At 58.4% G+C, this 25,812-nt stretch carries 24 protein-coding genes; 11 read left to right on the top strand and 13 right to left on the bottom strand.

Annotation, left to right across the window (positions count from 1 at the left end):
• The first annotated feature begins 97 nt into the window (after positions 1-97).
• Positions 98-580 carry a cold-shock protein gene (locus tag C2E15_RS15200; protein ID WP_104958115.1) on the top strand — a complete coding sequence of 161 codons (483 nt, stop codon included), beginning with the start codon at positions 98-100 and terminating at the stop codon, positions 578-580.
• Positions 581-893: 313 nt separating this feature from the next.
• Entirely contained in the window at positions 894-2,450 is a 1,557-nt protein-coding gene (locus C2E15_RS15205) for a methyl-accepting chemotaxis protein (RefSeq protein ID WP_104958116.1), read from the top strand.
• A 202-nt stretch (positions 2,451-2,652) separates the two neighbouring features.
• Here C2E15_RS15205 and C2E15_RS15210 read toward each other — a convergent pair whose 3' ends face one another.
• Positions 2,653-2,898 (bottom strand): hypothetical protein, encoded by a 246-nt coding sequence (locus C2E15_RS15210; protein ID WP_104958117.1) that lies wholly within the window; start codon positions 2,896-2,898, stop codon positions 2,653-2,655.
• A gap of 159 nt (positions 2,899-3,057) precedes the next feature.
• Here C2E15_RS15210 and C2E15_RS15215 point away from each other — a divergent pair, with 159 nt between their 5' ends.
• Together C2E15_RS15215 and C2E15_RS15220 are read left to right on the top strand one after the other, a co-directional pair.
• A complete protein-coding gene (locus C2E15_RS15215) occupies positions 3,058-3,360 on the top strand; it encodes a hypothetical protein (protein ID WP_104958118.1) in 303 nt (100 codons plus the stop codon).
• Positions 3,361-3,627: 267 nt separating this feature from the next.
• A complete protein-coding gene (locus C2E15_RS15220; RefSeq protein ID WP_104959208.1) occupies positions 3,628-4,884 on the top strand; it encodes an L-lactate MFS transporter in 1,257 nt (418 codons plus the stop codon).
• 95 nt (positions 4,885-4,979) lie between these two features.
• Here the strand turns inward: C2E15_RS15220 and C2E15_RS15225 are convergent, their stop codons facing one another.
• From C2E15_RS15225 to C2E15_RS15260, 9 genes are all read right to left on the bottom strand, one after another.
• Positions 4,980-5,852, bottom strand: a complete 873-nt coding sequence (locus C2E15_RS15225) for an SMP-30/gluconolactonase/LRE family protein (RefSeq protein WP_104958119.1) — start codon at positions 5,850-5,852, stop codon at positions 4,980-4,982.
• Between the two features lie 83 nt (positions 5,853-5,935).
• Positions 5,936-7,336: a glycoside hydrolase family 1 protein gene (locus C2E15_RS15230; RefSeq protein WP_104958120.1), complete on the bottom strand. Its 1,401-nt coding sequence runs from the start codon at positions 7,334-7,336 to the stop codon at positions 5,936-5,938.
• The gene (locus C2E15_RS22120) at positions 7,333-9,003 is read right to left on the bottom strand and encodes a glucose PTS transporter subunit IIA (protein ID WP_245912290.1); all 1,671 of its coding nucleotides are present in this window, start codon (positions 9,001-9,003) and stop codon (positions 7,333-7,335) included. Before C2E15_RS22120 ends, C2E15_RS15230 begins: the two co-directional genes overlap by 4 nt.
• 68 nt (positions 9,004-9,071) lie before the next feature.
• On the bottom strand, positions 9,072-9,377 hold the full coding sequence (locus C2E15_RS21765) for a PTS transporter subunit EIIB (protein WP_167391807.1): 306 nt from the start codon (positions 9,375-9,377) through the stop codon (positions 9,072-9,074).
• Positions 9,378-9,504: 127 nt separating this feature from the next.
• Positions 9,505-10,350, bottom strand: coding sequence for a BglG family transcription antiterminator LicT (gene licT / locus C2E15_RS15240; protein ID WP_104958121.1), 846 nt, complete (start codon positions 10,348-10,350; stop codon positions 9,505-9,507).
• A gap of 1,158 nt (positions 10,351-11,508) precedes the next feature.
• Positions 11,509-11,790 carry a putative periplasmic lipoprotein gene (locus C2E15_RS15245; protein WP_104958122.1) on the bottom strand — a complete coding sequence of 94 codons (282 nt, stop codon included), beginning with the start codon at positions 11,788-11,790 and terminating at the stop codon, positions 11,509-11,511.
• A 249-nt stretch (positions 11,791-12,039) separates the two neighbouring features.
• Positions 12,040-12,855, bottom strand: coding sequence for a hypothetical protein (locus tag C2E15_RS15250; RefSeq protein ID WP_104958123.1), 816 nt, complete (start codon positions 12,853-12,855; stop codon positions 12,040-12,042).
• A gap of 24 nt (positions 12,856-12,879) precedes the next feature.
• Positions 12,880-13,332: a universal stress protein gene (locus tag C2E15_RS15255; protein ID WP_104958124.1), complete on the bottom strand. Its 453-nt coding sequence runs from the start codon at positions 13,330-13,332 to the stop codon at positions 12,880-12,882.
• Between the two features lie 12 nt (positions 13,333-13,344).
• A complete protein-coding gene (locus C2E15_RS15260; protein WP_104958125.1) occupies positions 13,345-14,127 on the bottom strand; it encodes an IclR family transcriptional regulator in 783 nt (260 codons plus the stop codon).
• Positions 14,128-14,293: 166 nt separating this feature from the next.
• Here C2E15_RS15260 and C2E15_RS15265 point away from each other — a divergent pair, with 166 nt between their 5' ends.
• The 3 genes from C2E15_RS15265 (at position 14,294) to ypdK (ending at position 17,202) form a co-directional block, all read left to right on the top strand.
• Positions 14,294-15,901, top strand: coding sequence for an MFS transporter (locus C2E15_RS15265; RefSeq protein WP_104958126.1), 1,608 nt, complete (start codon positions 14,294-14,296; stop codon positions 15,899-15,901).
• Complete coding sequence (locus tag C2E15_RS15270) at positions 15,901-16,932, top strand: HlyD family secretion protein (RefSeq protein WP_104958127.1); 1,032 nt, start codon at positions 15,901-15,903, stop codon at positions 16,930-16,932. Before C2E15_RS15265 ends, C2E15_RS15270 begins: the two co-directional genes overlap by 1 nt.
• 198 nt (positions 16,933-17,130) lie before the next feature.
• Complete coding sequence (ypdK, locus tag C2E15_RS15275) at positions 17,131-17,202, top strand: membrane protein YpdK (RefSeq protein WP_103790920.1); 72 nt, start codon at positions 17,131-17,133, stop codon at positions 17,200-17,202.
• Positions 17,203-17,244: 42 nt separating this feature from the next.
• Here the strand turns inward: ypdK and alaC are convergent, their stop codons facing one another.
• Positions 17,245-18,486: an alanine transaminase gene (gene alaC / locus C2E15_RS15280; protein ID WP_104958128.1), complete on the bottom strand. Its 1,242-nt coding sequence runs from the start codon at positions 18,484-18,486 to the stop codon at positions 17,245-17,247.
• A gap of 202 nt (positions 18,487-18,688) precedes the next feature.
• On the opposite strand from alaC, the gene C2E15_RS15285 reads away from it, so the two are divergent.
• Together C2E15_RS15285 and C2E15_RS15290 are read left to right on the top strand one after the other, a co-directional pair.
• Positions 18,689-20,395: a sensor histidine kinase gene (locus tag C2E15_RS15285; protein ID WP_281257506.1), complete on the top strand. Its 1,707-nt coding sequence runs from the start codon at positions 18,689-18,691 to the stop codon at positions 20,393-20,395.
• Positions 20,396-20,408: 13 nt separating this feature from the next.
• Positions 20,409-21,143 (top strand): LytR/AlgR family response regulator transcription factor, encoded by a 735-nt coding sequence (locus C2E15_RS15290; protein ID WP_104958130.1) that lies wholly within the window; start codon positions 20,409-20,411, stop codon positions 21,141-21,143.
• Positions 21,144-21,170: 27 nt separating this feature from the next.
• On the opposite strand, the gene glk is transcribed toward C2E15_RS15290, so the two are convergent.
• The gene (glk, locus tag C2E15_RS15295; protein ID WP_104958131.1) at positions 21,171-22,136 is read right to left on the bottom strand and encodes a glucokinase; all 966 of its coding nucleotides are present in this window, start codon (positions 22,134-22,136) and stop codon (positions 21,171-21,173) included.
• A gap of 159 nt (positions 22,137-22,295) precedes the next feature.
• A complete protein-coding gene (locus C2E15_RS15300) occupies positions 22,296-23,948 on the bottom strand; it encodes an alpha-keto acid decarboxylase family protein (protein WP_104958132.1) in 1,653 nt (550 codons plus the stop codon).
• A gap of 215 nt (positions 23,949-24,163) precedes the next feature.
• On the opposite strand from C2E15_RS15300, the gene mgrA reads away from it, so the two are divergent.
• Both mgrA and C2E15_RS15310 read left to right on the top strand, forming a co-directional pair.
• Positions 24,164-25,153, top strand: a complete 990-nt coding sequence (gene mgrA, locus C2E15_RS15305; RefSeq protein ID WP_104958133.1) for an L-glyceraldehyde 3-phosphate reductase — start codon at positions 24,164-24,166, stop codon at positions 25,151-25,153.
• A 147-nt stretch (positions 25,154-25,300) separates the two neighbouring features.
• The gene (locus C2E15_RS15310; RefSeq protein ID WP_104958134.1) at positions 25,301-25,711 is read left to right on the top strand and encodes a DUF2502 domain-containing protein; all 411 of its coding nucleotides are present in this window, start codon (positions 25,301-25,303) and stop codon (positions 25,709-25,711) included.
• Positions 25,712-25,812 lie beyond the last annotated feature (101 nt).

Consider the following 25,812-nt stretch of genomic DNA (forward strand, 5'->3'; position numbering starts at 1 on the left):
TCGTCCAGACTGAAAGCAAAGACGTAGTGCGCGCGGGCATTGTGCTTTACACTGCGCGCTGCAAAAATTGAGTAGATAAACGATTAATCAGGCGGTAATGGCGATGAACGGAACGATCACAACGTGGTTTGGAGATAAAGGTTTTGGATTTATCAAAGATGAAAACGGCGATAACCGTTATTTTCATGTGATTAAGGTCGCTAACCCTGATCTGATTAAGAAAGACGCGGCGGTGACGTTTGAACCCACCACAAACAACAAGGGCCTGTCAGCCTACGCGGTGAAGGTCATCCCGGAAAGCAAATATATCTATATCGCCGGCGAGCGTCTGAAGCTTACCTCGATCAAATCTTACCTGGTATACAGCGAAGAAGTGCCCGCCGATGCGCCGATTGATAAAGAAAATACGGTGCTGTCTGTGGGGATGCTGATGAACAGCATCAGGCCGAAATCCGCCGCGAAGCCGGGTGAAATGCGCTCGCTGAAAAAACTGGCGATCACCACTTTCCAGGGCAGCACATTAATCTTCTCTGAAGATGAGATTGACGTGGACGCCACGGTGAAGATGCTTAAGCTCTGACGCCATTCAGCATGGCGCCGTGCCGTCATCCTGCGCCGTGACCGGCGCAGCTGCGGCCACGTTAAAGCCTGGGTGCGGTGATAGCGGCCTTCGCTCCGCGTTCACGCACACCTGCCCCCAGCCTTCCCTTCTCTTCGCCGCGCTGGCGATAACGCATCAGAAAAAGTCAGCCACTGGCGCCGAATAATACCCCTGTAATCAACAGGTTAATTTTCCAGGGCGCTAAAAAGCATTAGATACCTTTAACTATCTCTCAAGAAGCCTGCACAACGACCGATAACGTTAATCTCCCCACACGGATCTTAGGGTTATTATGAACATTGTGAAAAAGCTTCTGGTCACCTTCGTTATCTTCGGCTGTGCGGTCGTTACCGTCGGCGCATTCGCGCTTTACGCGCTTAAGGGCGCCAATACGCGCTTTGAGTACGTGATGGATAACAGCCTGCCGAGCGTACAGGTACTGGATCAAATTCTGCAGGCGCGCGAAAGCGCCCGACGCAATATTTATATGGCGCTGATCAGCGCGGAAAAAGCGGAAACGGCAAAGTATGTCGCCGCCACCCGCAGCGATCTGCAAAACGTTGGCAAGCTGCTGAATGATTATCAGGGGCGTTATATCAGCGATGCGACCGATGCGCAGCTGACCCGGGAAAACATCAAATTGCTGGCCGCCTATCAGGCGATCGTCAACCAGCTGCTTGCGCGCTATGAGCGGCAGGGGCTGGACGCGGTGCGTCCTTTGCTGGCGGAAAATGGCGAAGTGGCGGAAAACTCGCGGCTGTTCTCCGGCCGTCTGCAGCAGCAGATCGATTATAACTATCAGATTGCAGAGAAATTCAATCAGCAGAACCAGCGCAGCTTCACACACACCCTGTTGCTGCTGATCGCAATTATTGTGGTCTCCGGCGCGCTGGCCGGCGCGCTGGCGCTGACCGTATTGCGCTATATCTCAGCCAGCCTCTCCCATTTTCAGTCGCGCATGCAGCTGATCAACGATTCCATGGATCTGCGGATTCGCGTCGAGCTGGATAAAAATGATGAGATTGGCCTGACCGCCAGAGCCTTTAACGCACTGATCGGCCGCATGCAGGAAATCCTGCAAACGATCCAGATGGCGAGTACGCAGGTGGATGTCGCTTCGGCAGAAATCGCCGCCAGCAATGAAGATCTCTCTTCGCGTACCGAGCAGCAGGCAGCGGCGCTGGAAGAAACCGCCGCCAGCATGAACCAGCTCGCGGTGACCGTTGGCCATAATGTCGATAACGCCAAATCTGCTGACAGCCTGATGGGTGATGCCGAATCGATCTTCCGTCAGGGTGACGCCGAGCTAAAAAAACTGCAGCAGTCGATGCAGGCGATCTCCCTCTCCTCTAACCGTATTGCGGAAATTACCTCGATTATCGACAGCATCGCCTTCCAGACCAATATCCTGGCGTTGAATGCGGCGGTCGAGGCGGCGCGCGCTGGAGAAAACGGCCGCGGCTTCGCTGTGGTGGCGGGCGAAGTGCGCACCCTGTCCCAGCGTTCGGCTGGCGCGGCTAAAGATATTAAGAGGCTGATCGATGAAGCGCTCGGCAATATCAGCACCGGGGTAAAATTTGCGGAAGGCGTCTCCGGAAAAATGGCTCAGGCACTGGATGCCGTGACCGGAACCTCGCAGATTATCGGCCAGGTTTCGCATTCTTCAACGGAGCAGAGCTTCGGTATCGATCAGGTGAACGTGGCGGTAGGCCAGATGGAAACCGTGCTGCAGCAGAATGCGGCGATGGTGCAGCAGATGTCATCCGCCGCATTTTCTCTCAGCGAGCAGGCGAACAAGCTGCTGGGCAGTGTCAGCGTGTTTAAAATTGAGAAGGCAGCAACAGCGTAATAGGCTGGCACAACACCGACTGGCATAAGATGGCGAAAAGAGTGTGGCGCAGAACGGCGTAAAGTTGCGAATGCGATGCGCTACATGCTGGCGTAAGGTTAAGAAAGCGGTGCGATGCAGACCAGAGTAAAGTGATGAAACCGTGCGGCGCAACCCTGCAGGCAACGCTTTTTGGCAGGCCCTCCTGGCCTGCCGATCAAGCTTAGCGCGCCTGGCGCCAGGCGCTCAGGTTAGCGCGCTGTGGCTGGTTTATCGCTTTCCTTGCCCGCCAGTAAAGCAGTACTCGGTCATCGTCGCCCTCATGATCGGCCATGGAGAGCAGTTTCAGTGAAAGGGTTGATTTATTCACCGGTTGGCTGGCTTCACTCAGTTCAACAACCGCCCGACCGATCAAACAGCAGACGTCATCCTCTTCTTTCATGATGGATTCATATGCTCGGTCTTTCATATTTCCTCCTGTATGTAAATATTAAGCCTGGCACAGAGAATAATTTCGTGCTGCAACCGTCTCGCATATGAAATATATTGCAACGCTTATTGAGCTTTGCTTGCGATTTCCTGCGGTAATCAGGCAAAAAGTTAGCGCCGGAGCGCTTGAGGAGAGGTTATGACGTTATGTTTTTGCCGCCTGCCGCTGCTGTCCGGGTTACTTTTCACGCTGGCGTTGCCGCTTTACGCCAGCCCGCTGACGCAGAGCAACCCGATGACCGATTGCCTTAATAGCCATATTCTGTCGCAGTATGGCAGAGATGCTGCGCCAGATACCGTGGTTAACCAGGCATTTCTGCTGTGCAGGCCGTTTACCGAAAGCTGGCTGAAAGGGTATCCGCCGGCGCGTCGCCAGCAGCTTGAGCGCGCGCTGCGTCAGTTTTATCTCGATCGGCTTAATGCCGCGCTCATCCGGCGCTGACTTTTTGCCGGCTGTGCAGCGATCGTTACCGCATTAATATTCTTTACCTGTTTCACCTGAAATTGACATTCCGCTAACCATTACCTTTTGTTTTTAACACCTTTTTTCTCTCCCTCTGCTGCGCATTTCAGCGTTGTGATGCCGTTCATGCGCGTTCAGATGCAGTTCATTCCCTGTCAGCGGCCATTCATGTCGTTTTACCCCGTCGCTGTCGCGGCGCACTTTATTATTGGGTTAATTCAGACATTCCCCGTTGGGAGAGAAATGATGAGCAGAGCAACCCCGTCACACCTTACTAACCGCGTTCGCTGGCTGACGCTGGTCGGCACCATTATCACCCAGTTCGCGCTGGGTTCGGTTTATACCTGGAGCCTGTTCAACGGCCATCTGGCGCAAAAGCTTGACGCGCCGATAAGTCAGGTGGCGTTCTCTTTCGGCCTGCTGAGCCTGGGTCTGGCGCTTTCCTCCTCGGTGGCGGGCAAACTGCAGGAGCGCTTTGGCGTACGCAACGTCGCCATTGGCGCGGGCGTGCTGATGGCGGTTGGATTTTATCTCACCTCACAGGCCAACTCGCTGTTGATGCTGTGGCTCAGCGCGGGCGTGCTGGTCGGGCTGGCGGATGGCGCCGGCTATCTGATGACGCTCTCCAACTGCGTGAAATGGTTCCCGGAACGTAAAGGCGTGATCTCTGCCTGCGCCATTGGCGCTTACGGTCTTGGCAGCCTGGGCTTCAAATTTATCTGCAGCGCGCTGCTGGCCCGCTTTAGCCTGGAGACCACCTTTTTAATCTGGGGGGCGCTGGCAATGAGCATGGTAATCCTCGGCGCGCTGATGATGAAGGATGCGCCGCGACAGCAGCCCGCACAGTGCAACGGTGGATCTGCGGCGCGTGATTACAGCCTGGCGGAATCGATGCGCATGCCGCAGTACTGGATGCTGGCGCTGATGTTTTTAACCGCCTGCATGAGCGGCCTGTATGTGATTGGTGTAGCGAAGGATATCGGCGAAGGCCTGGTGCATCTCAGCACCCAGACCGCTGCCAGCGCGGTGACGGTGATCGCGATTGCTAACCTGAGCGGCCGGCTGGTGCTGGGTGTGCTGTCAGACAAAATGGCGCGCATGCGGGTCATTACGCTGGCGCAGATGGTTTCACTGCTGGGCATGAGCATTCTGCTGTTTACCCATATGAGCGAAACCACCTTCTTTATCTCCGTCGCCTGCATCGCCTTCAGCTTTGGCGGCACCATCACCGTTTATCCCTCACTGGTAAGCGATTTCTTCGGCCTGAACAACCTGACGAAAAACTATGGCGTAATTTATCTCGGCTTCGGCATCGGCAGCGTGCTGGGCTCGCTGATTGCTTCACTGTTCGGTGGCTTTACCGTCACCTTTAGCCTGATTATGACGCTGCTGGTAATTTCGCTGATTATGTCGATGATCATCCGTATGCCGCATAAGCCACAGTCAGCACCGCAGGATGGCAGCGCAGCTGAGGGATATTCGGAAATACGGATAAGCAGATAAGCAGATAAGCAGATAAGCAGATAAGCAGATAAGCAGATAAGCAGATAAGCAGATAAAGAATATATCGGGCGAGCCAGCGGTTCGCCCGATATCGTTTAGCCAAACAGCGGTTCCGGCTGCCCCGCCACCGGCATGCGCACCGCCAACAGGCTGCCAGACCACGGATACTGTGCCAGCTCCTCTTCGCTACGGTTCTCGCGCGAGCTGGTGATATACAAGGTTTTCAGATCCTCGCCGCCAAAGGCCACCATCGTCGGCCAGCGTACCGGCAGCGGGATCTCATCCACGATTTCTGCCGTATTCGGATCGATGCGTACGATGCGCCCGCCATCAAACAGCGCCGACCAGTAAAAGCCTTCCGCATCCACCGCCGCGCCATCCGGCATCAGGCCGTCGCTGAAGCGACGAAACGCTTCCCGCTTGCCTACCTCGCCGCTGACAGGATCGAGTGGATAGCGCCAGATAACATGATTAGGCGTATCGCTGTGGTAAACCCAACGGCGATCGGGCGAAAACGCCACGCCGTTTGAAATTTGCACATCATCGTCAACCACCTGCAGTTGCAAATCTTTATCCAGCAGGCAGAGTTTGCCGCCGTTGCGATCCTGCGGCTCCCACAGGCTGCCGCACCAGAAGCGGCCAAAGGGATCGACGCGCCCGTCATTGAAGCGGCTTTTGCTCGCCTCGCCGGGGTTATCGGCAACTTTGCGCTGCGGCTTGCCCTGCGCATCCAGGAACCAGACGCCGCTGCGCATCGCCGCCACCAGCCCGCCCTCGCGGCGCAGGCCGATACAGCCGACCTCCTCATGCTGCGGAAAAACCTGATGCTCGCCGCTTTTAGGATCGAAGCGATGGATGGCCGGCGCCAGAATATCCACAAACCACAATACCTGCTCTGCCGTTGACCAGAGCGGGCATTCGCCCAGCTCGGCCTCAATGGGTAACACGCGCTCTACCTGCCAGTTCATTATGCTTCCTTTTCGCTACCAGATTCGTGCATAAACTGTAGCGGAAATTGGCACGCCGCGTCCTGACCGCGAAACAAAATCGGCTATTTCCAGGGAGTCAGACTGGCGCCGCCGCTGGCGATCACCTGTTGATACCAGAAGAAGCTTTTCTTGCGGCTGCGCATCAGCGTTCCTTCGCCCCGATCGTCGCGATCGACATAGATAAAGCCGTAGCGCTTGGAGATCTCCGCTTTCGACGCGCTGACCAGATCGATCGGCCCCCAACTGGTGTAGCCCATCACCTCCACGCCATCTTTCAGCGCCTCGGCGACCTGAAACAGATGGTCGTTCAGGTAGCGAATGCGGTAGTCATCTTCAATGCTACCGTCCGCCTGCGGCGTATCTTTTGCGCCCAGCCCATTCTCCACGATGAACAGCGGTTTTTGATAGCGATCCCAGAGCATATTCAGCAGCGTGCGCAGGCCGATGGGATCAATTTGCCAGCCCCATTCCGAACTGGGCAGATGCGGGTTGGGCACCATGCTCAGGATATTGCCGCGCGCCTGCTGATTCAGGGTCTCATCGGTAGTGACGCAGCCGGTCATGTAATAACTGAAAGAGATAAAATCAACGGTTTCACGCAGCGCCAGACGATCTTCATCAGTGATGTCAATGTTAATGCCCTGCTCGCGCAGGTAACGCAGCATATAACCCGGCCATGCGCCGCGGCACTGCACGTCGCCGAAGAAAAGCCAGCTACGGTTCTGCTGCAGGGTTTCAAAGACATCTTCCGGCTTACAGCTCAGCGGATACATCAGGCCGCCCAGCAGCATATTACCGATTCTGGCATCGGGGATAAGATCGTGACACGCTTTTACCGCCAACGCGCTGGCCACCAGCTGATGATGAATTGCCTGATAGACCGCCGCCTTGCTGCTGTCGCCGGGCAGACCAACGCCAGTAAAAGGCGCATGCAGCGACATATTGATCTCGTTAAAGGTCAGCCACAGCTTAACCTTGTGCTGATAACGCTGGAAAACCGCGCGCGCGTAGCGCAGGAAAAAGTCGATAACCTGGCGATTACCCCAGCCGCCGTAGTTCTCCACCAGACCCAGCGGCATTTCATAGTGGGAGAGCGTTACCAGCGGCTGAATATGGTGGCGCGCCAGCTCATCAAACAGCCGGTCATAATAGGCCAGCCCCGCTTCATTCGGCTGCGCCTCATCGCCCTGCGGAAAAATGCGTGTCCAGGCAACGGAGACGCGCAGGCAGCGAAAGCCCATTTCGGCAAACAGCGCGATATCCTGCGGGTAACGATGATAAAAATCGATGGCGATATCCTTCAGCGACCAGTCGCCCTCGACGCGCTCCACTACCGGCCCAAAAATGCCCTGCGGCTGAACATCGGAGGTGGAGATCCCCTTACCGCCCTGCCGCCATGCGCCTTCAACCTGATTGGCGGCAATCGCACCGCCCCACAGAAAATCATCCGGAAAACGTTTCATTGTGACTCCTTTGTCTGATGTTGTACGCCAAGGAAGGGCGCGCCCGTATGAATCGTGTCGCTTTCGGCCAGCGTAACGATCTGGCTGAACGCGTCGCTATTGCCGATCATAATCGGCGTGGTGAGATCAAAACCGGCGTGCAGGATCGCCTTACGATCGAACGTCAGCAGCGGATCGCCCGGTTTAATCCGGTCGCCCGGCTTAATGTGCGCGGTAAAATGTTTTCCGTTAAGTTTGACGGTATCGATGCCGACATGGATCAGCACCTCTGTGCCGCTGTCGCTCAGCAATCCGATGGCGTGGCGCGTAGCGAACAGCGAGGCGACCTCACCGTGAAACGGCGCCAGCACCACATCCTCGCAGGGCACGATCGCCGCGCCGCTGCCTAACAGCCCGCTGGCGAAGGTGACGTCAGCCACCTTGTCCAGCGCCACCACCTTACCGCTCAGCGGCGCGAGCAGAATATCGCTGCAGCATTCCGCGACGTCAGCCGCTTTCCGGCTGGGCAAAGAGGAAGGCTGTATCTCTGCTGACGCGTCACCGGAAGCGTCCTGCGCTTTATCGCCCTCTGGCAGAGAAGGAGAAACGGCGGGTTTATCGAATGCCGCCGGGCAGGAAGTTGGCGCCTTATCGGACGGCACCGGTGAAGAAGAAGAAGTCTGCGCCTTATCGGACGCGGCAGGCAGACCGGCGATAAAGGTTAATATCATGCTGACCAGCAGCGCTAACAGGACGCCGATCGCCGCTCCCCATACGCTGCTGTCGATGCCGGCCGGCGGAATAAACTGCGCCAGACTGAAAATACTGGCGAGACCGAAAGAGTAACCGCTGGTGCCGCAGAAGCCTGCCACTGCCCCGCCCAGGCCGCCGCCGATACAGCCGAAGATAAACGGCCTGCGGTTAGGCAGCGTCACGCCATAGACCGCCGGTTCGGTGATGCCGAACAGGCCCGCCGTGGCGCCCGATCCCGCCAGCACCTTCAGCTGCGCATCGCGGGTGCGCAGCATTACGCCGAGGCTGGCGCCCACCTGCCCCATCACCGCCGGCAGCACCAGCGGCGTTAGGGTGTCATAGCCCAGCACCGCCAGGTTATTAATCATCAACGGCACCAGCCCCCAGTGCAGGCCGAAAATCACGCACGCCTGCCAAATACTGCCGATCACCGCCCCGGCCAGCCAGGGCGCGAAAGCGTAAATCGCCTGATAGCCATAGGCCAGCGCCTGGCTCAGCCAGATAGCCGCCGGGCCGATCAGCAGAAAGGTCAGCGGGACGGTGATGACCAGGCAGATCAGCGGCGTGAAGAAGTTTTTCACCACGTCGGGCAACACTTTTGCGCAGAGCGTCTCCAGCCGGCAACTGACCCAGGCGGCGAAAATGATCGGCATCACCGAGGCGCTGTAGTTGATAAAGGTCACGGGAATACCGAGAAACCAGAAAGCTGGCGCGTCCGGCTGCAGACTGGCTTCGAAGGCCTGAATCATCAGCGGATGCGCCAGCGCGCCGCCGATCGCCATGGTTAAAAAGGGGCTACCGCCAAACTTTTTCCCGGCGGTATAGCCCAGCACCAGCGGAAAGAAATAGAACAGCGCATCGCTGGCGGCATACCAGATTTTGTAAGTTCCGCTATTGGCCTGCAGCCAGCCGCAGGCAACGCTTAGCGCCAGCACGCCTTTTAATATTCCCGATCCGGCCATCACGCCCAGAAACGGCGTAAAAATACCGGAGATAATATCGATCAGCCGGGCAAACAGGGATTCCGCCCCCGCAGCGCCGGCCGGTACCGGGGGGCTTCGCCGCCTGTATGTTGCCGGCGTACCGCCTGATACACCTCATGCACGTGATTGCCGATCACCACCTGAAACTGACCGCCGCTGATAACCACCATAATTACGCCGTCATGCGCTTTTAGCCCTTCGCTGTCGGCCAGCGCGTGATCTTTAAGTTTAAAACGCAACCGGGTGGCGCAGTGGACGACGCTGACGATATTCTCGCTACCGCCCACGCCGTTGATAATATCCCTGGCGAGCTGTTGATATGGCATATCCCATCCTTTTGTGGCGGCTGCCTGGGGCAGCGAATAATCAAAAAAAAACCTGAATGCCAACCCCGCTAACCGGGGTTGGCATTCAGGTTTTGCCTGCCGAAGCAGTAACAATCCGAATAGCGTTCTACTGTGCGATAAGCTGGTTATCTTTACGCACGCGCTCGATATGAATAGTCAGGAACATCTTCTCTTCATTGCTCAGCGCGCATTGATAGTGCTGCCGCAGATGCTGCTCAACCTTTTCCGCACAGCGCCAGGCGCAGGCGTAATTTTCTTTGACGGAGCGATAGAGCATCACGTCGTCGTCGTTCACCTGAGTTCGCCCGAGCATACGCTGGGCAAAAAACTTCAGGTGCGTTACCAGCCGCTGATAGCTAAGCGACTGCTGGTCATACTCCAGCCGCAGCTGATATTTCACGATATGCAGGATATCCTGCATTACCCGGGTGATATGCATCACCTCCGGCATTTCGCTGTTCAGCTGCGCGTTGACCAGATGCAGCGCGATAAAGCCCGCCTCATCTTCCGGCAGCGCCACGCCGAGCCGCTGATGCAAAATCGCCAGCGCCTCCAGCCCAATGCTAAACTCGCGCGGGTAGAGCTGTTTTATCTCCCACAGCAGCGCGTTCGGCAGCGGAATATTGTCATTGTGGCGCGCGATAGCGAAAAAGCAGTGATCGGCCAGCGCGATACAGAGGTTGTCCTGCAGTTTGCCGAGGCGCTGGCGTGCATGTTCGGTAATGCGATCGCAGGCGGCCAGCACCTCCGGCGGGATCTGGCTCAGCAGCTCCGTTAGCCGGGCGACCAGCGCATCATCCTGACGAGCGAACACCTTTTCGATTTTGCTGCTATCGACGCGATCGCCTGTACGCTTCTGGAAACCTAAGCCTCGCCCCATCACCACCTGTTCACGCTGCTGATCATCCAGAACGACCACTACGTTATTATTAAGTACCTTAGCGATCTTCATACTGTCCTTAAAAACAAAAAAACCTGACCTCCGGCACAGGCCAGAAGATCAGGTTTTGCCTGCGGGTGCAGTAACAATCCAGCCTCTCTACTCTACCGACTTTGCCCGCCTGCTCAACATGCCGTTGATGAAAACGTGAAGCGGATCGCCAGCACGCCGGAAATAGCGCCGTTTTGGCACTTTAGGTCTGCGTGGATAATGCGGCGGCGCCGACTAAGGAAAATGCTATGGCGCACTACGAGGCGGTGAAACCAGAGCCGCGCGGCAAGGCGGTGGAAATAATTTTTACGCCACCTATCGCGGTCAGGAACAGTCTGGACACGCCATTGAACGCGATGAGGCGATAAAGCATAAAGCGACAAACGTTGCTTAATCGCGACTAAAGCCAAATAAACAGCAATAATCATTGAAAAAGAAACTGCGACGGTATTTTATAGAAAAAATGCTGTCCCACCTGTCATTAGCACCAATTAAAATAGATATATTTCAATAAGTTGAATCAACGAACCGGTAATATTCGAACGTACTGCATTTTTCTGGCTGTGTCGTAGTGCGGCCAGTCTGACGGGATATACAGAAATTTCTTAAGGCTGCGCAGATAACCTCTGAATATTTCCAGAAATTGCAGGGCGGAATGAACGTGATTTTTAAACGACGGTGAAATAAGCTGGACGGCAAATGAGAATGAGAATAGCGGTTATATTGCCTTTCAGATAATTCCTGTCATAATTGGCGGGCATTCGGTTGATTCCTATATTTTCCGTTGGCACTTATCACCTACTCTTAATCGCGGTGAAACATTTGTAAATAATTACCTAATTATCTCTACAATGGTGCCGTTATTCCTTCACTTTTAGATCGTAATGTTACGGTCATTAAGAGGAAGAAGGAATTGACGATGAGAATAATGATAAAAACCGCTTCTGTTCTGGCGATTGTCAGCATGCTAAGCGGTTGTATAATTGCTCATGACCGCGGGCCTGGGCCGGGCTGGCATCACGATCGCGGCAACCATAACGGTTGGCATCATCACCATCGCGGATGGTAAAAAATTCTAAACGGCGCACTGCGCCTCGCGGGCAAAGCCTGCACACAGCAATATAATAAATATAAAGCAGGAAAAATTGGGCGAGAATATTCTCGCCCTTTTCTTTTTTATCAGCCTTTCAATGCGTAGTTACACTGATACCAGGCGGTTTTCAGGCCGGGAATATGGCTGTCCTGCGGCGGCAGCGGGTCGACCAAATCAAAGCCCTGGGCATCGCAGTAGCGCGCCACATCCAGCTCCATCGCCGTTTTATCCACTTTTTGCGGTTGATAACGATACTGCACGGTATGCGATACGGGATCTTCGTCAACACGCTCAAAAGCGCCTGGTTTGTTGGACGTACAGCCTGCTAATAAAAACAGCGCCAGAGCGCCGAAAATTTTACGCTTCATTTCTCTTCCTTATGCTGGTGCGGCATCTTAACAGGCAGGCATCAACGCACAATCGGAATCTCGCCCAAAGCGAAGACGCGGGCGGTTTTGCCGATTGAATCGATTCAGGTTAACAGTTAGTGCTATTGCCGATAAGGTGCGATTATCACTTCAGACAAGATGATGTCTGTGCCATACACCAGGTTTATCAGTACTAATATCAATAAAATAGATCATTAACGCCCGCGCTATGCGGGCTTTTTTTGTCGGTTATCCGGCGTTGGCGCTAAGCATCATACGCAGAACGTTAGCGGATTGTTTGTGCGGAAGTGCGAGGATGGCGCGATAGAGATCGATGGTCATATCACACATCTTTTGCCGGTTGACGTGCGCGTCAGCCGGCGCATTCAGCCATTGCAGATCGCTGCCCCACTTCAGGTAGAGCTGCTGCACCACGTCGTTAAGGTGCTGGTGGGCGGCGCGTAAATCGATCGGCTGCTCCGGCCCGGTGCTGTCGCGCAGCAGCTGATCGATCCCCCTGAGATCGGCCTGCACCAGGCTCTGCGGCAGCGCGTCATTCAGATTCACCCCGCCCCCAACCTGCGGAAAAAGAAAGCGAAAGCAGAGCTGCACATTGCGGGCGCGCAGGCTCTCCATCTGTTGGAGTGATACGCTGATATAGTGGTTGATCGCCGCGTCGCCCGCACGGCCAATGCGCTGATTAAGCAGATCGGCCAGCATGGCGCGCGACGCGCCCGTCGCCTGCGACGGCGATGCGCCATCGCGGATCTCCGCCGCCAGCTCCGCGTTGAGCTGACGCCACAGCGCCGGCTCCTGCTGCTGCACAAGGCGATAGCCCGGCAGGCGCTGCATCTGCTGCTGGGCCGCCTCGATGCGCGCCTGCAGCTGCTGCTCTGGCAATATTACGTAGCGGCAAAGCCCCAGCGCGCCGCCGCACAACAGCACGGCGAAAAAGGCCAGCAGCAGCGCAGCCCGGCACGAGAGCCGCCGCGTCCAGTATAACCGTCCCAGCGCTAATCCCAGCGCCGCCAGCAAAACGGCGGCGATAATCAAATAATGCGTCAAAATTGGCTTCCCGCGCAGTGGCGTTTACTGAGCGCGTACGTCAACCAGCACCGGACAGTGCGCGCGCTCAATGACCGCTGCGCTGACCGAGCCTTTTAACAGGCGATTAAATGGCGAAAGATGACGCCGTCCCATAATGATCATCTGCGTATCCAGCGCGGCGGCCTGCGCGACGATCGTTTCCGCCGACTCGCCCGCCACCACGCGTCCGCGCGCTTCGATGCCGGCGCCCAGCAGCTGCGCCAGCGCATGACGGATCACCAGCTCGGCGGTATTCTGTTCATCCAGTGCCGCGCCGAAATCGGCCGGATCTTCACCGGCAGTAATTTCCAGCGGCTCGCCATAGGTGGCGTAGGCGGGATCAATACAGCACAGCACCATCACCTGTGCTTTAAGCGCCCGCGCCTGCTCCGCCGCCAGCGACACCACCTTGCGGGAGACGTCCGAATTATCGATTGCGACCAGTATCATTGCCATTTTGTCTGTTCCTCAGTCATGCGCCAGATGTTTACCGATTTCACGCGTCATCGCTTCTTTACATCTTAGTATTTCATGGCGATAGAGCGCTTCATTCTTATGGAAGCGCGCCGCCGGCACCAGCAGCGAAACGGCGAAGCGCCCCAGCAGCGTATCGATCGCCACGCCCATGGTGGAGATACCCTCCAGCGTTTCGCCGCGATCGAAAGAGACGCCGGTTTGCCGGATCGCCTTCAGCTGCCGCAACAGCTCCGGCAGGGTTTTAATGGTATTTTCCGTGATAGCGTCCCAGGATTCGCCCACCAGCGTGCGCACATCCTCATCGCACTCCAGCGCCAGCAACGCCCGACCGCCAGAGGTGCTGTAAAGCGGCAGGTTAAGCCCCATTCGCGGCACCACGCGCAGTTCGCGATCGGCCACAATGAAATGCACGATCGCCAGCTGCGTGCCGCTGGCGCGTGCCAGCGAGACCGTTTCGCCGGTGGCGTCGCTCAGCGCCTGCAGCGCCGGGCGCGTCACCTCTACCACATCCGTATGCACGCTGGAGATCAGGCGCAGCAGCGCCGGCCCCAGGCGCACGCCGCCCGCGCCCTGGCTGCGCACCATCTGCGCGGCGTCCAGCGCCGCCACGATGCGCTGGACGGTAGAGCGCGGCAGCTCCACCGCCTGCGCGATTTCACCGAGGCTCATGCCGCCGGGATGAGTGCCCAGCGCATTAAGAATATTGGCTGCGCGTGCGATAACCTGGATGCCACCCGTTTTTTCATCGTCGCGATGATGCGGTTTTTCAGACATGATCTTCTCTTTCCATGAAAGGCGCCGATACTGTAGCGCGTTTTATCGCGCTTTCCCACCCTGTACCACATTGCAATACATGTAATCGCAATGTAAGATTGCGCGCCTGTTGCATCGCATCCCGATACACCACCTCATTATAAAAAAACATTATGGAGTACCTGCTATGAACGGTCAGCCTGCCGCTGCACCGGCTCCCCATCCTTTTACCCTGCGTCTGGCGCTGGGGCTGGTCGGGGTGCTGATCGCCGCGCTCTCTTCCGGTCTGAACGATCGCGTCACCGATATCGCACTGGCGGATATTCGCGCCGCGCTCGGTATCAGTTACGATCGGGGCAGCTGGCTGATTGCCGGTTATCAGGCGGCGGAGGTCGCGGCGATGATGATCGCCCCGTGGTTCGCCGTTACGCTCTCCCTGCGCCGCTTCGCGCTTGGCGTGGCGTTTGGCTTCGGTCTGGTCGCCGCGCTGCTGCCTTTCGTCACGCACTATCCGCTGTTTCTGGCGCTGCGCGTGCTGCAGGGCATCTTCGGCGGCGCGCTGCCGCCGCTGCTGATGACGGTCGCGCTGCGTTTTCTGCCGCCGCCGTTTAAGCTTTACGGCCTGAGCGCCTACGCCCTGACCGCCACTTTCGGCCCCAATATGGCGGCGACGCTTGCCGCTTTCTGGACCGACAGCGTCGGCTGGGCGTTTGTCTTCTGGCAGGTGATCCCGGCGATGCTGATCGCCATGCTGCTCATCGCCTGGGGTATTCCACAGGATCCGACGCGCTTCGAACGCTTCCGCCAGATCGATCTGTTCGGTATGGTGACCGGCTGCAGCGGCGTGGCGCTGCTGGTGCTGGCGCTGAATCATGGCGAGCGCCTGGACTGGCTTAGCTCGCCGCTGATTGCCGGCATGCTGCTGGCGAGCGCGGCGCTGCTGATTGTCTTTCTGATTAATGAATGGTTTCATCCGCTGCCGCTGTTCCGGCTGCAGATGCTCTCGCGCCCCAACTTCACCCACGGGCTGTTGACGCTGGCGGGGGTGCTGCTGGTGGCGCTGTCAGGCTCGGCGCTGCCTTCCGCCTACTTCGCTCAGGTGGAAGGGTTCCGCACTGCGCAGTTTGCGCCGCTGGCGCTGGCCATCGGCGCACCGCAGCTGCTGATCGCTCCGTTTATCGCCATGCTGCTTAATATCCGCTGGCTCGACTGCCGCTGGGTACTGACCTGCGGTGCGCTGCTGATGGCGGGATCCTGCCTGATGGGGGCGCAGGTGACCAGCGACTGGGCGCGGCAAAACTTCTGGCTGATTCAGGCGATGCAGGCTTTTGGTCAGCCGATGATGATTTTGCCGGTGCTGATGAGTGCCACTTCGGTGGTGCAACCGCCGGAAGGCCCGTTCGCGTCGGCGATGTTCAACACCGTACGCGGTTTCTCCAGCGTGGCGGCCGGAACGCTGGTGGAGTGGTTTATCAGCCACCGCGAACAGTTCCACTCCCATATTCTGCTTGACGGCGCCGCCAGCCGCGGCTGGCTGTTGAGCGCGCCCTCGGCCGGCGAAGCCAGCGCCTCCGCGCCGCTGCTGCCCGACGGCAGCGTCAGCTCAACGGAAAATCTCGCCCATTTCGCCACGCTGGTTAAGCACCAGGCGCTGGTATTGAGCCTTAGCGACGCCTGGCTGATGCTGATCGCCTGCGCGCTGCTGCTGATCCTGCTGACCGCCTGGCTGCCGAAACGCGTCTGGCCGCCGCAAACCTTACTACAACAACCTGTTACGCCGAAACCGGAAACCTGATGATCTCTTTTACACCTGCTAAACGCACCGGCCTGCTGGCGGTGCTGCTGATTGTTCTGCTGGCTATCGCCTTCTTTATCTGGTCCGCCATGACGCGTGCCGATTACCGCACCGACGACGCCTGGGTGACCGCCGACTATACGCTGGTAGCGCCAAAGGTCGCCGGCTATATCCGCGAGGTGCGGGTGCGCGACAACCAGCAGGTGAAAGCGGGCGATCTGCTTGCCACGCTGGATGACCGCGACTACCGCGTGGCGCTGGAGAGCGCCGAAGCCAACCTGCAGCTGAGCGAGGCGAAGCTCGCCGGCATTCTCGCCCAGCGCGAGCAGCAGCAGGCGGTGATTGCGCAGAACCGGGCGGCGGTCAACGCCAGCCAGGCGACGCTCAGCTACGCCGGCCAGAACGCCGAGCGCTACCGGCGCCTGCTGCAGAGCGGCACCGCCACCGCCGACGAGCAGCAGAAGGCCAGTTCGACCATGCGATCCGCTGCGGCGCAGGTCGATCAGAGCCGTGCCGCGGCGCTGGCGGCGGAAAAACAGACCGCTATCCTGCTGGCCGATCAAAAACAGGCGGAGGCGGATATTGCCGCCGCCAAAGCGTCGGTCGATCAGGCAAAACTGAATCTCTCTTATACGCGCATCGTAGCGCCGGTCAGCGGCATGGTGGGCCAGCGTGCGCTGCGCCAGGGGGCATATGTTTCCGCCGGCAGCCGCCTGCTGGCGCTGGTGCCGCTGCAGCAGAGCTACATTATCGCCAACTATCTGGAGACGCAGCTGGATAATGTCAAGCCAGGCCAGCCCGTGGAGATCAAGGTTGACGCCCTGCCCGGCCATCGTTTCCACGGCCGCGTTGACAGTATCGCGCCGGCGACCGGCGCGACCTTCTCGGCGATTGCGGCGGATAATGCCACCGGCAACTTCACGAAGGTGGTACAGCGCCTGCCGGTGAAGATTGTGCTGGATGCGCAGCAGCCCGATCTGGCGCGCCTGCGCGTCGGGATGTCAGTGATCCCGGAAATTAAGGTGGAATAAGCTGGCGTAAAGCGCAGATTGCGCCTATTTATTTTGTGATCGAATCCGCGTAAATTAGCGCGCGATCCCGTTCTGAGTTGCTCAGGGCTACCGGGGAGCAGCGTTGCCGCACTGAAGAAAGCGCCTCCTGTTCCCGTTCTGTTCGCGTTGCGCTGGCCGGGGATCGCCAACGTCGTAACCGCTCAGAGGAGTTTTCAGGTGAAATACGCGTTGATGGGAATCTCTTTTTTCCTGTTAGTCTGGGTTGGCACCTTCGTGCTGATGCTGTAATCGTACGGAAATAGGGGCGACATCGCGTCGCCCGATTTACCGTTACGCCTGCGGCGCATCGCCGCTTTTTACTGCGCCCGGCGCGGCTATGCCGTCGGCGCGAAACATCGCTTTAATCCCCCGCACCGCCTGTCGTATGCGATCGCTGTTTTCAATCAGCGCGAAGCGTACGTGGGTATCGCCGTAGTCGCCGAAGCCGATGCCAGGCGAAACGCAGACTTTCGCCTCCTGCAGCAGCCGTTTAGCGAACTCCAGCGACCCAAGATGCGCGTACTGCTCGGGGATTTTCGCCCAGACATACATCGAGGCTTTGGGCATCTCCACCATCCAGCCTGCCTCATGCAGCCCTTTCACCAGGACGTCGCGCCGCCGTTTATACTGCGCGGCGATATCCAGCACGCACTGCTGATCCCCTTCCAGCGCGGCGATGGCCGCCACCTGCAGCGGCGTAAAGGTGCCGTAATCATGGTAGCTTTTGATTCGCGCCAGTGCTGCCACCAGCTCTTTATTGCCGACCATAAAGCCGATGCGCCAGCCCGCCATATTGTAGCTTTTCGACAGGGTGAAGAATTCGACCGCGACGTCGCGCGCGCCCGGCACCTGCATAATCGAAGGCGCTTTCCAGCCGTCGTAGACGATATCGGCATAGGCGAGATCGTGTACCACCAGCACGTTGTACTGCTTCGCCAGCGCGATGACGCGCTCGAAGAAATCCAGCTCAACGCACTGCGCGGTAGGGTTGGAGGGGAAGCCGAGGATCATCATTTTCGGCTTCGGATAGCTTTCACGGATCGCCCTTTCCAGCTCGTTAAAGAAATCGACGCCCGCCACCAGCGGCACCGAACGCACCTGAGCGCCGGCGATCACCGCGCCGTAAATATGAATCGGGTAGCTGGGATTAGGCACCAGCACGGTATCACCATGATCGAGCGTCGCCAGCATCAGATGCGCCAGCCCCTCTTTTGAGCCAATAGTAACGATCGCTTCCGCTTCAGGGTCGATATCGACTGCGTAGCGATCGGCGTACCAGCGGGAGATGGCGCGGCGCAGGCGCGGAATGCCGCGCGAGGTGGAGTAGCCGTGGGTGTCGTCGCGCTGCGCCACCTGACAGAGTTTTTCCACGATATGCGGCGGCGTGGGGCCATCCGGGTTGCCCATGCTGAAATCGATAATATCTTCGCCGCGCCGGCGCGCAGCCATCTTCAGTTCAGCGGTAATGTTGAATACGTAGGGGGGAAGGCGTTCAATACGGGAAAAACGACGAGACGAGCTGTTATCAGCCATAGCATCCTCTGGAGTACGTAAGCGCCCGGACCGTCCGAGCGACGCTGACCACCGATGTGGTCGAAGAATGAACATAGCCTGGCGGCGGTCAGTTTGTCGACAGGGAAAGAAAAATAAACGGCCGCACCGGCGACCATGCGAAAGATCATGGCGTCGTTGTACGACATTTCCTATCATGTCCGCCTCTGCGTTAAGCCACGAGATGCCTGTGCAATCCATATTCGATATGCTGTTGGCGGTGTTTGACCGCGCCGCCCTGATGCTGATTTGCCTGTTCTTTCTGACGCGCACGCGTCACTTCCGCCAGCTGCTGCAAAAAGATGAGCATTCGCGCCAGGAGCTGGTGGCGGTCACCGCGATCTTCTCGCTGTTCGCCTTGTTCAGCACCTGGTCGGGGGTCAATGTTGAGGGGTCGCTGCTCAATGTGCGCATTATCGCCGTAATGTCGGGCGGCATTCTGTTTGGTCCCTGGGTCGGCATCGCCACCGGGATCATCGCCGGGCTGCACCGCTTCCTGATCGATATCCACGGTGTCTCTTCGGTGCCCTGCTTAATCACCAGCATCATCGCCGGCGTGGTGTCAGGCTGGATCAATCTGAAGGTAGCGAAGGCGCATCGCTGGCGGCTGGGGATCCTTGGCGGCATGCTGTGCGAATCGCTGACCATGCTGCTGATTATCCTCTGGGCGCGCCCGACCGCGCTCGGTATCGATATCGTCTCCGAGATCGCCATTCCGATGATCCTCGGCACCGTCAGCATCGGCCTGATTGTACTGCTGGTACAGAGCGTCGAGGGAGAGAAAGAGGCGATTGCCGCGCGGCAGGCGAAGCTGGCGCTGGATATCGCCAATAAGACCCTGCCGCTGTTCCGCCACGTTAACAGCGATTCGCTGCGCAGGGTGTGCGAGATTATCCGCAGCGACATCAATGCCGATGCCGTAGCGATCACCAACAAGCATCAGATCCTCGCCTATGTCGGCTACGGCGAACAGCACTACCGTGAGGGCGACGACGCGCTCAGCCCTACCACGCGCCAGGCGATCAACTACGGCAAAATCATTATCAAAAATAACGATGAGGCCTACCGCACGCGCGATATCCATTCGATGATCGTCATCCCGCTGTGGGAAAAAGGCGAAGTGACCGGCACGCTGAAAATCTACTACCGCCATGCGCACCGCATCACCTGGTCACTGAAAGAGATGGCGGTCGGCCTGTCGCAGATTATCTCCACGCAGCTGGAGGTCTCGCGTACCGAGCAGCTGCGTGAAATGGCCAACAAGGCGGAGCTGCGCGCGCTGCAAAGCAAAATCAACCCGCATTTCCTGTTCAACGCCCTGAATGCCATCTCCTCCTCGATCCGCATGAATCCCGACACCGCCCGCCAGTTAATTATCAATCTGTCGCGCTACCTGCGTTACAACCTGGAGCTGAACGACGACGAGCCAATCGATATTAAAAAAGAGCTTTATCAGGTAAAGGACTATATCGCGATTGAGCAGGCGCGCTTCGGCGACAAGCTGACGATGATTTATCATATCGATGAAGAGCTGAGTTTTACCCTGCCGAGCCTGCTGATCCAGCCGCTGGTAGAGAACGCCATCGTTCACGGTATCCAGCCCTGCCGCGGCAAAGGCGTGGTAACGCTATCGATTGAGGATCATGGCGATCGGGTACGCATCGCGGTGCGCGATACCGGCAACGGCATCAGCGACGAGGTGATTGAGCGCGTGGCGCGTAATGAGATGCCCGGCAATAAAATCGGCCTGCTGAACGTGCATCACCGCGTTAAGCTGCTCTACGGCGGCGGGCTGCAGATAACCCAACTGCATCCCGGCACGGAAATCGCCTTTTACATCAGCAAAAACGGCGAGAAGCTGCCGGAAAAAACGCTGTCCCTGACGGCATGAACGAGAGAAGCCAGTGAAAGCGATCATAGTGGAAGATGAGTTTCTGGCGCAGCAGGAGCTGAGCTGGATGATTAAGCAGCACAGCGCGATTGAGATTGTCGCCTGCTTCGACGACGGGCTCGACGTGCTGAAGTTTCTGCAGCATAACGAGGTGGATGTGATCTTCCTCGATATTAATATTCCGTCGCTGGATGGCGTGCTGCTGGCGCAGAACATCAGTAAATTCGCCCACCGGCCGCAGATTGTATTTATCACCGCGTGGAAAGAGCATGCGGTGGAGGCGTTCGAGCTGGAAGCGTTTGACTATATTCTCAAGCCCTACCATGAATCGCGCATTGTCAGCATGCTGCACAAGCTGGAGGCGCACGGGCAGCAGGCGCAGCAGCCGCCTCCCGGCACGCCAACCGCGCGCGCCGGCGCGCAGACCGTCAATCTGGTGAAAGATGAACGGATTATCGTGACCGACATTAACGATATTTACTATGTGGAAGCGCACGAGAAGCTGACGTTTGTCTATACGCGGCGGGAAGAGTATGTGATGTCGGTGGCGATCAGCGAGTTCTGCAGCCGGCTGCCGGAAAACCAGTTCTTCCGCTGCCACCGCTCTTTCTGCGTCAACCTCAACAAAATTCGCGAGATCGAGCCCTGGTTTAACAACACCTATCTGTTGCGGCTGCGCGATCTCGATTTTCAGGTGCCGGTCAGCCGCAGCAAGGTCAAGGCCTTTCGCCAGCTGATGCGCCTGTAGCGGCGGGCGCGCGGCCCGCCGACCCTGTTACAGCACGCGGCCCAGCGTCTGGCGCAGATGCGCGCCGGCGCCCAGCAGTCCCGGCTGATCGTGGGTAATCATATAGACCGGAATATCATGCACGTAGTCACGGAAACGGCCTTTGTCTTCAAAGGCGGCGCGGAAGCCGGAGGCTTTAAAGAACTCCAGGAAGCGCGGCACGATACCGCCGGCGATATAGACGCCGCCAAAGGTGCCGAGGTTCAGCGCCAGGTTGCCGCCAAAGCGCCCCATAATGACGCAGAACAGCGACAGCGCGCGACGGCAGTCAATGCAGCTGTCGGCCAGGGCGCGTTCAGAGACATCTTTCGGCTTCAGGTTGTCCGGCACGCGCTTATCCGATTTCACGATCGCGCGGTAGAGGTTGACCAGCCCCGACCCCGACAGTACGCGTTCGGCGGAGACGTGGCCCAGCTCTTCGCGCAGCACCTGCAGAATTAAATCCTCTTCCACGCTGTTCGGCGCGAAATCGACATGACCGCCCTCGCCCGGCAGGCTAACCCAGCGGCGATCGACATGCACCAGGTGCGCGACGCCAAGACCGGTGCCCGCGCCGTAAACGGCGATCGGCTTATCTTTCACCGCGGCGCCGCCGCCGAACTGGATCACGTCGTTTTCAGTCAGCATCGGGATCGCCATCGAAACGGCGGTGAAATCGTTGATGATTTCCAGATGATCAAAGCCGAGGCTCGCCTTCAGCGCCTGGGTGGAGAAGGCCCAGTCATGATTGGTCATCTCAACCCAGTCTTCGGTGATCGGGCAGGCGATGGCGATACAGCCATCCTTAATATCTTGCTGCTGCTCTTCCAGAAACAGGCGGATCACCGCTTCGAGGCTGTGGTGTTCCGATGTTGAATAGGTGGTTACCTGAGAGATCAGGCCGGTTTCTACTTCACACAGCGCCAGGCGCGCGTTGGTACCGCCAACGTCGCCCACCAAAGCGTATTTAGTCATTATTCTGCTGCTCCGCTTATGTCAATTCTCTACGGGACACTATAAATTTCCCCCGGTAAAACAACAACGCTCACCGTGAAGAAAGGTGAGCGCGTTGCAAATCGCCCGTTACCTTAACCGTGAAAGCCCATGCTGAACAGCACCATCTTTCTGAAATCGCTATGCCGAATTGCGCTGATGCAGCGAAGCGGAAACCTGCTGCAACAGCGGCGGCATATCGAGACGCGGCAGCATCACCTCCACCAGTGACAGACGGCGCGCTTCGGCAATCAGCGTCATCACGTCGGTCAGCTGCACGCTTTCCACTACCCGCCAGCACTGCGCCGGGCAGCTTTCACTCAGCGCCTGCGGCAGCTGCGTCCAGTTCCAGGCGGCGATATCGTTATAGCGCTGCGCTGCGCCGTTGATGGCGCGCTCAACGGTGTAGCCTTCATTATTCAACAGAAAAATCAGCGGCTTCAGGTTATCGCGCATCATGGAGCTTAGCTCCTGCACCGTCAGCTGCGCGGAGCCATCGCCAATCAGCAGAATGACGCGCCGATCCGGCTCCGCCGTCTGCGCGCCGAAGGCTGCCGGCAAAGTATAGCCGATAGATCCCCACAGCGGCTGTACCACCATCTTCGCCCCGGCCGGCAGGCGCAGCGCCGCCGCGCCGAAAGCCGCAGTGCCCTGCTCCGCCAGGATCAGATCGCCCGGCTGCAAAAACGCCTGCATCGCCTGCCAGAAGGCATTTTGCGTCAGGCCTGGCTGCTCCGGCGGCGCCAGCGGCGCAGGATCGCAGCAGGCCAGCGTCCAGCGATCGGCGTAGCGCAAACAGAGCTGCCGCAGCTCATCGACGGCATCCGCCATCGCCAGCGGCGCAAAGCGTTCGCCCCCGACCGTGGCGCTAAACGGTTGCAGATCGATATGGCGTTCAGGATCGATGCGCTGGCTGAAGCCGACGGTAATGGTGTCAGTGAAGCGTACGCCGACGCTGATAATCAGATCGGCCTGCTCGATCGTCTGTCGCGTCTCGCCGGCAGAGCCTTCGCCGGCGTAGGTACCGACAAAGCCGCGCCGCTGCTCATCCAGCACCCCTTTTCCCATCAGCAGCGTGGCGTGCGGCAGCGGAACCGCCTCCAGCCAGTGCGCCAGCTGTTGCTGCACGCCAAAGCGATCGGCGAGGAAATCGGCCAGCAGCGATACGCTGCGCGCCGCCGCCAGACGTTTTTCCGCCGCGGCGCGAAAGGCAAGCCGCACCTGCGCATCAGATTCGTGGCGCGCCGTCAGCGGCGTCGTTATCGCCTGCGCGGGCGCGCCCGCGACATCCACCGGCAGCAGCAGGTAGCCGGGGCGGCGCTGCGTCAGCGCTTCTGTAATAACCCGGTCGATTTCGGCGCAGGCGTTATCGGCAGTCAGCGACGCCTGCGCCACGGTAACCTCGCGCTGCATGCGCAGGAAGTGGCTGAAATCGCCATCGCCCAGCGAATGGTGAATCAGATCGCCGCGGCGCTGCGCCTGCTGCGACGGTGCGCCGACGATATGGATTACCGGCAGGTACTCAGCATAGCTGCCGGCGGTGCCGTTGATCGCGCTCAGTTCGCCAACGCCGAAGGTAGTCAGCAGCGCCGCCGCGCCCTGGCTGCGGGCATAGCCGTCCGCCGCGTAGGCGGCATTGAGTTCATTGGCGCACCCGACCCACGCCAGGCGCGGATGCGCGATCACATGGTCGAGAAACGCCAGGTTAAAGTCGCCCGGCACGCCGAACAGATGATTGATACCGATTTCATTCAGTCGCTGCAGCAGATAATCACTTACGGTTAGGGCAGACATAGCAGACTCCTTGCGCAATCAGGTCATTTCAGTATCGATTATTCTGCCGGCGCGTCGACATACGATATTGTTATCCCCTGCCGCCCGCTGGCAACCGGGCGTTACGCCTGGAGATTTTTCTGTAATTGCGAGCCGTGGCGCGCTTTTCATCTTGTGTAAACGTATACACTGCTAAGCTGCTTTCGTTCATTTATCCTCTTTCTCAGGGAATCGCTATGCATTATCAACCTGATGCCGCCCGCTATCAGCAGATGGCGTACCGTCGCTCTGGCCGCAGCGGCCTTAAGCTGCCCGCCGTTTCGCTGGGCTTATGGCATAACTTCGGCGACAGCACGCGCGTCGACAACAGCCGCGCCCTGCTGCGTCACGCCTTTGATCGCGGCATTACCCATTTCGATCTGGCCAATAACTACGGTCCGCCGCCGGGCTCGGCGGAAGAGAACTTCGGCCGCATTCTGCGCGAGGATTTTCACCGCTACCGCGATGAGCTGATTATCTCGACCAAAGCGGGCTACACCATGTGGGACGGCCCTTACGGCGACTGGGGTTCGCGTAAGTACCTGATCGCAAGCCTCGATCAGAGCCTGAAGCGCATGGGCCTGGAGTATGTTGATATTTTCTATCACCACCGCCCCGATCCGGAAACACCGCTGGAAGAGACGATGATGGCGCTGGATCAGGTGGTGCGTCAGGGCAAAGCGCTGTATGCCGCCATTTCCAACTATCCCGCCGATCGCGCCGCCGAGGCGATCGCCATCCTGCGCCAGCTGGGCACGCCCTGCCTGATCCACCAGCCGAAATATTCGCTGTTCGAGCGCCAGCCGGAAGCGGGCCTGCTGGATATGCTGCAGCGTGAAGGCGTCGGCTGCATCGCCTTTTCGCCGCTGGCCGGCGGCGTGTTGACCGACCGCTACCTGCACGGCGTGCCGGAAGATTCGCGCGCCGCCAGCGGTAGCCGTTTCCTGAATAGCGAACAGCTGACGCAGGAGAAAATGGCGAAGGTGCAGCAGCTGAATGCGATCGCTCAGCGTCGCGGCCAGAAGCTGGCGCAGATGGCGCTGGCCTGGGTGCTGCGTCATCCGGCGATGACCAGCGTGTTGATCGGCGCCAGTAAAACCAGCCAAATCGATGATGCGGTGCAGATGTTGCAGCAGAGCCGCCTTGGCGATGACGAACTGCAGGAAATTGACGCCTTGCTGCGTTAACTCCCTCCTCTGGCTGTGTCCGCACAGCCAGAAAATTCTCAATTCAGATTAACCCGATCTTTTTCAGAACGCCGTTGCTGCTATTTGCGCGCAATATTTATATGCTGGCGCCACAGTGCTGCTGTTTGCGCACTGATAAGGAGAAATATGAAACGCGCCCTTATTATTGCCGCTTTGCTGGCAAGTTTGTCACCTTTCGCGATACACACAGCACATGCCGACGGCGCCGCTATTACGCTTGCGCCGGGCATCACTCTGCAACTGGGCGACCGCGATCGGCACGGTCGCTACTGGGATGGCGGCCGCTGGCGCGACGGGCGCTGGTGGAACGACCGCTATGAATGGCAGCGCGGCCGCTGGTGGCGTCATGAACAGTGGCGTCGCGAGCAATGGCAGCGCAATCGGGAATGGCAGCGCCAGGAGTGGCGTCAGGAGCGGGAATGGCGTCATCGCGAACATGAGCGCGATAAACGCCGCGAGCGGGAGTGGCGGCACCATGAGCGCGCCCGCGAACGCCATCACCAGCAGTGGGAACGCCGCCATCATCACGACGGGTAGCGGCAGGATAAAGCAAGGCCCGCGTTACGCATAACGCGGGCCTTTTTACTTCTGGCTGTGCGGCGCTAACCGGCGCGACGTGTGCGAACCGTCGCGAAAGC

It is taken from the genome of Mixta gaviniae, from assembly GCF_002953195.1.
In the GTDB taxonomy this organism is placed as follows: Bacteria; Pseudomonadota; Gammaproteobacteria; order Enterobacterales; family Enterobacteriaceae; genus Mixta; species Mixta gaviniae.

Bases quoted from the DNA above. Each gene is read 5' to 3' on its own strand.
- C2E15_RS15200 (WP_104958115.1), top strand. From the start codon at position 98: ATGGCGATGAACGGAACGATCACAACGTGGTTTGGAGATAAAGGTTTT.
- C2E15_RS15205 (WP_104958116.1), top strand. From the start codon at position 894: ATGAACATTGTGAAAAAGCTTCTGGTCACCTTCGTTATCTTCGGCTGT.
- C2E15_RS15210 (WP_104958117.1), bottom strand. From the start codon at position 2,898: ATGAAAGACCGAGCATATGAATCCATCATGAAAGAAGAGGATGACGTC.
- C2E15_RS15215 (WP_104958118.1), top strand. From the start codon at position 3,058: ATGACGTTATGTTTTTGCCGCCTGCCGCTGCTGTCCGGGTTACTTTTC.
- C2E15_RS15220 (WP_104959208.1), top strand. From the start codon at position 3,628: ATGAGCAGAGCAACCCCGTCACACCTTACTAACCGCGTTCGCTGGCTG.
- C2E15_RS15225 (WP_104958119.1), bottom strand. From the start codon at position 5,852: ATGAACTGGCAGGTAGAGCGCGTGTTACCCATTGAGGCCGAGCTGGGC.
- C2E15_RS15230 (WP_104958120.1), bottom strand. From the start codon at position 7,336: ATGAAACGTTTTCCGGATGATTTTCTGTGGGGCGGTGCGATTGCCGCC.
- C2E15_RS21765 (WP_167391807.1), bottom strand. From the start codon at position 9,377: ATGCCATATCAACAGCTCGCCAGGGATATTATCAACGGCGTGGGCGGT.
- licT (WP_104958121.1), bottom strand. From the start codon at position 10,350: ATGAAGATCGCTAAGGTACTTAATAATAACGTAGTGGTCGTTCTGGAT.
- C2E15_RS15245 (WP_104958122.1), bottom strand. From the start codon at position 11,790: ATGAAGCGTAAAATTTTCGGCGCTCTGGCGCTGTTTTTATTAGCAGGC.
- C2E15_RS15255 (WP_104958124.1), bottom strand. From the start codon at position 13,332: ATGGCAATGATACTGGTCGCAATCGATAATTCGGACGTCTCCCGCAAG.
- C2E15_RS15260 (WP_104958125.1), bottom strand. From the start codon at position 14,127: ATGTCTGAAAAACCGCATCATCGCGACGATGAAAAAACGGGTGGCATC.
- C2E15_RS15265 (WP_104958126.1), top strand. From the start codon at position 14,294: ATGAACGGTCAGCCTGCCGCTGCACCGGCTCCCCATCCTTTTACCCTG.
- C2E15_RS15270 (WP_104958127.1), top strand. From the start codon at position 15,901: ATGATCTCTTTTACACCTGCTAAACGCACCGGCCTGCTGGCGGTGCTG.
- alaC (WP_104958128.1), bottom strand. From the start codon at position 18,486: ATGGCTGATAACAGCTCGTCTCGTCGTTTTTCCCGTATTGAACGCCTT.
- C2E15_RS15285 (WP_281257506.1), top strand. From the start codon at position 18,689: ATGCCTGTGCAATCCATATTCGATATGCTGTTGGCGGTGTTTGACCGC.
- glk (WP_104958131.1), bottom strand. From the start codon at position 22,136: ATGACTAAATACGCTTTGGTGGGCGACGTTGGCGGTACCAACGCGCGC.
- C2E15_RS15300 (WP_104958132.1), bottom strand. From the start codon at position 23,948: ATGTCTGCCCTAACCGTAAGTGATTATCTGCTGCAGCGACTGAATGAA.
- mgrA (WP_104958133.1), top strand. From the start codon at position 24,164: ATGCATTATCAACCTGATGCCGCCCGCTATCAGCAGATGGCGTACCGT.
- C2E15_RS15310 (WP_104958134.1), top strand. From the start codon at position 25,301: ATGAAACGCGCCCTTATTATTGCCGCTTTGCTGGCAAGTTTGTCACCT.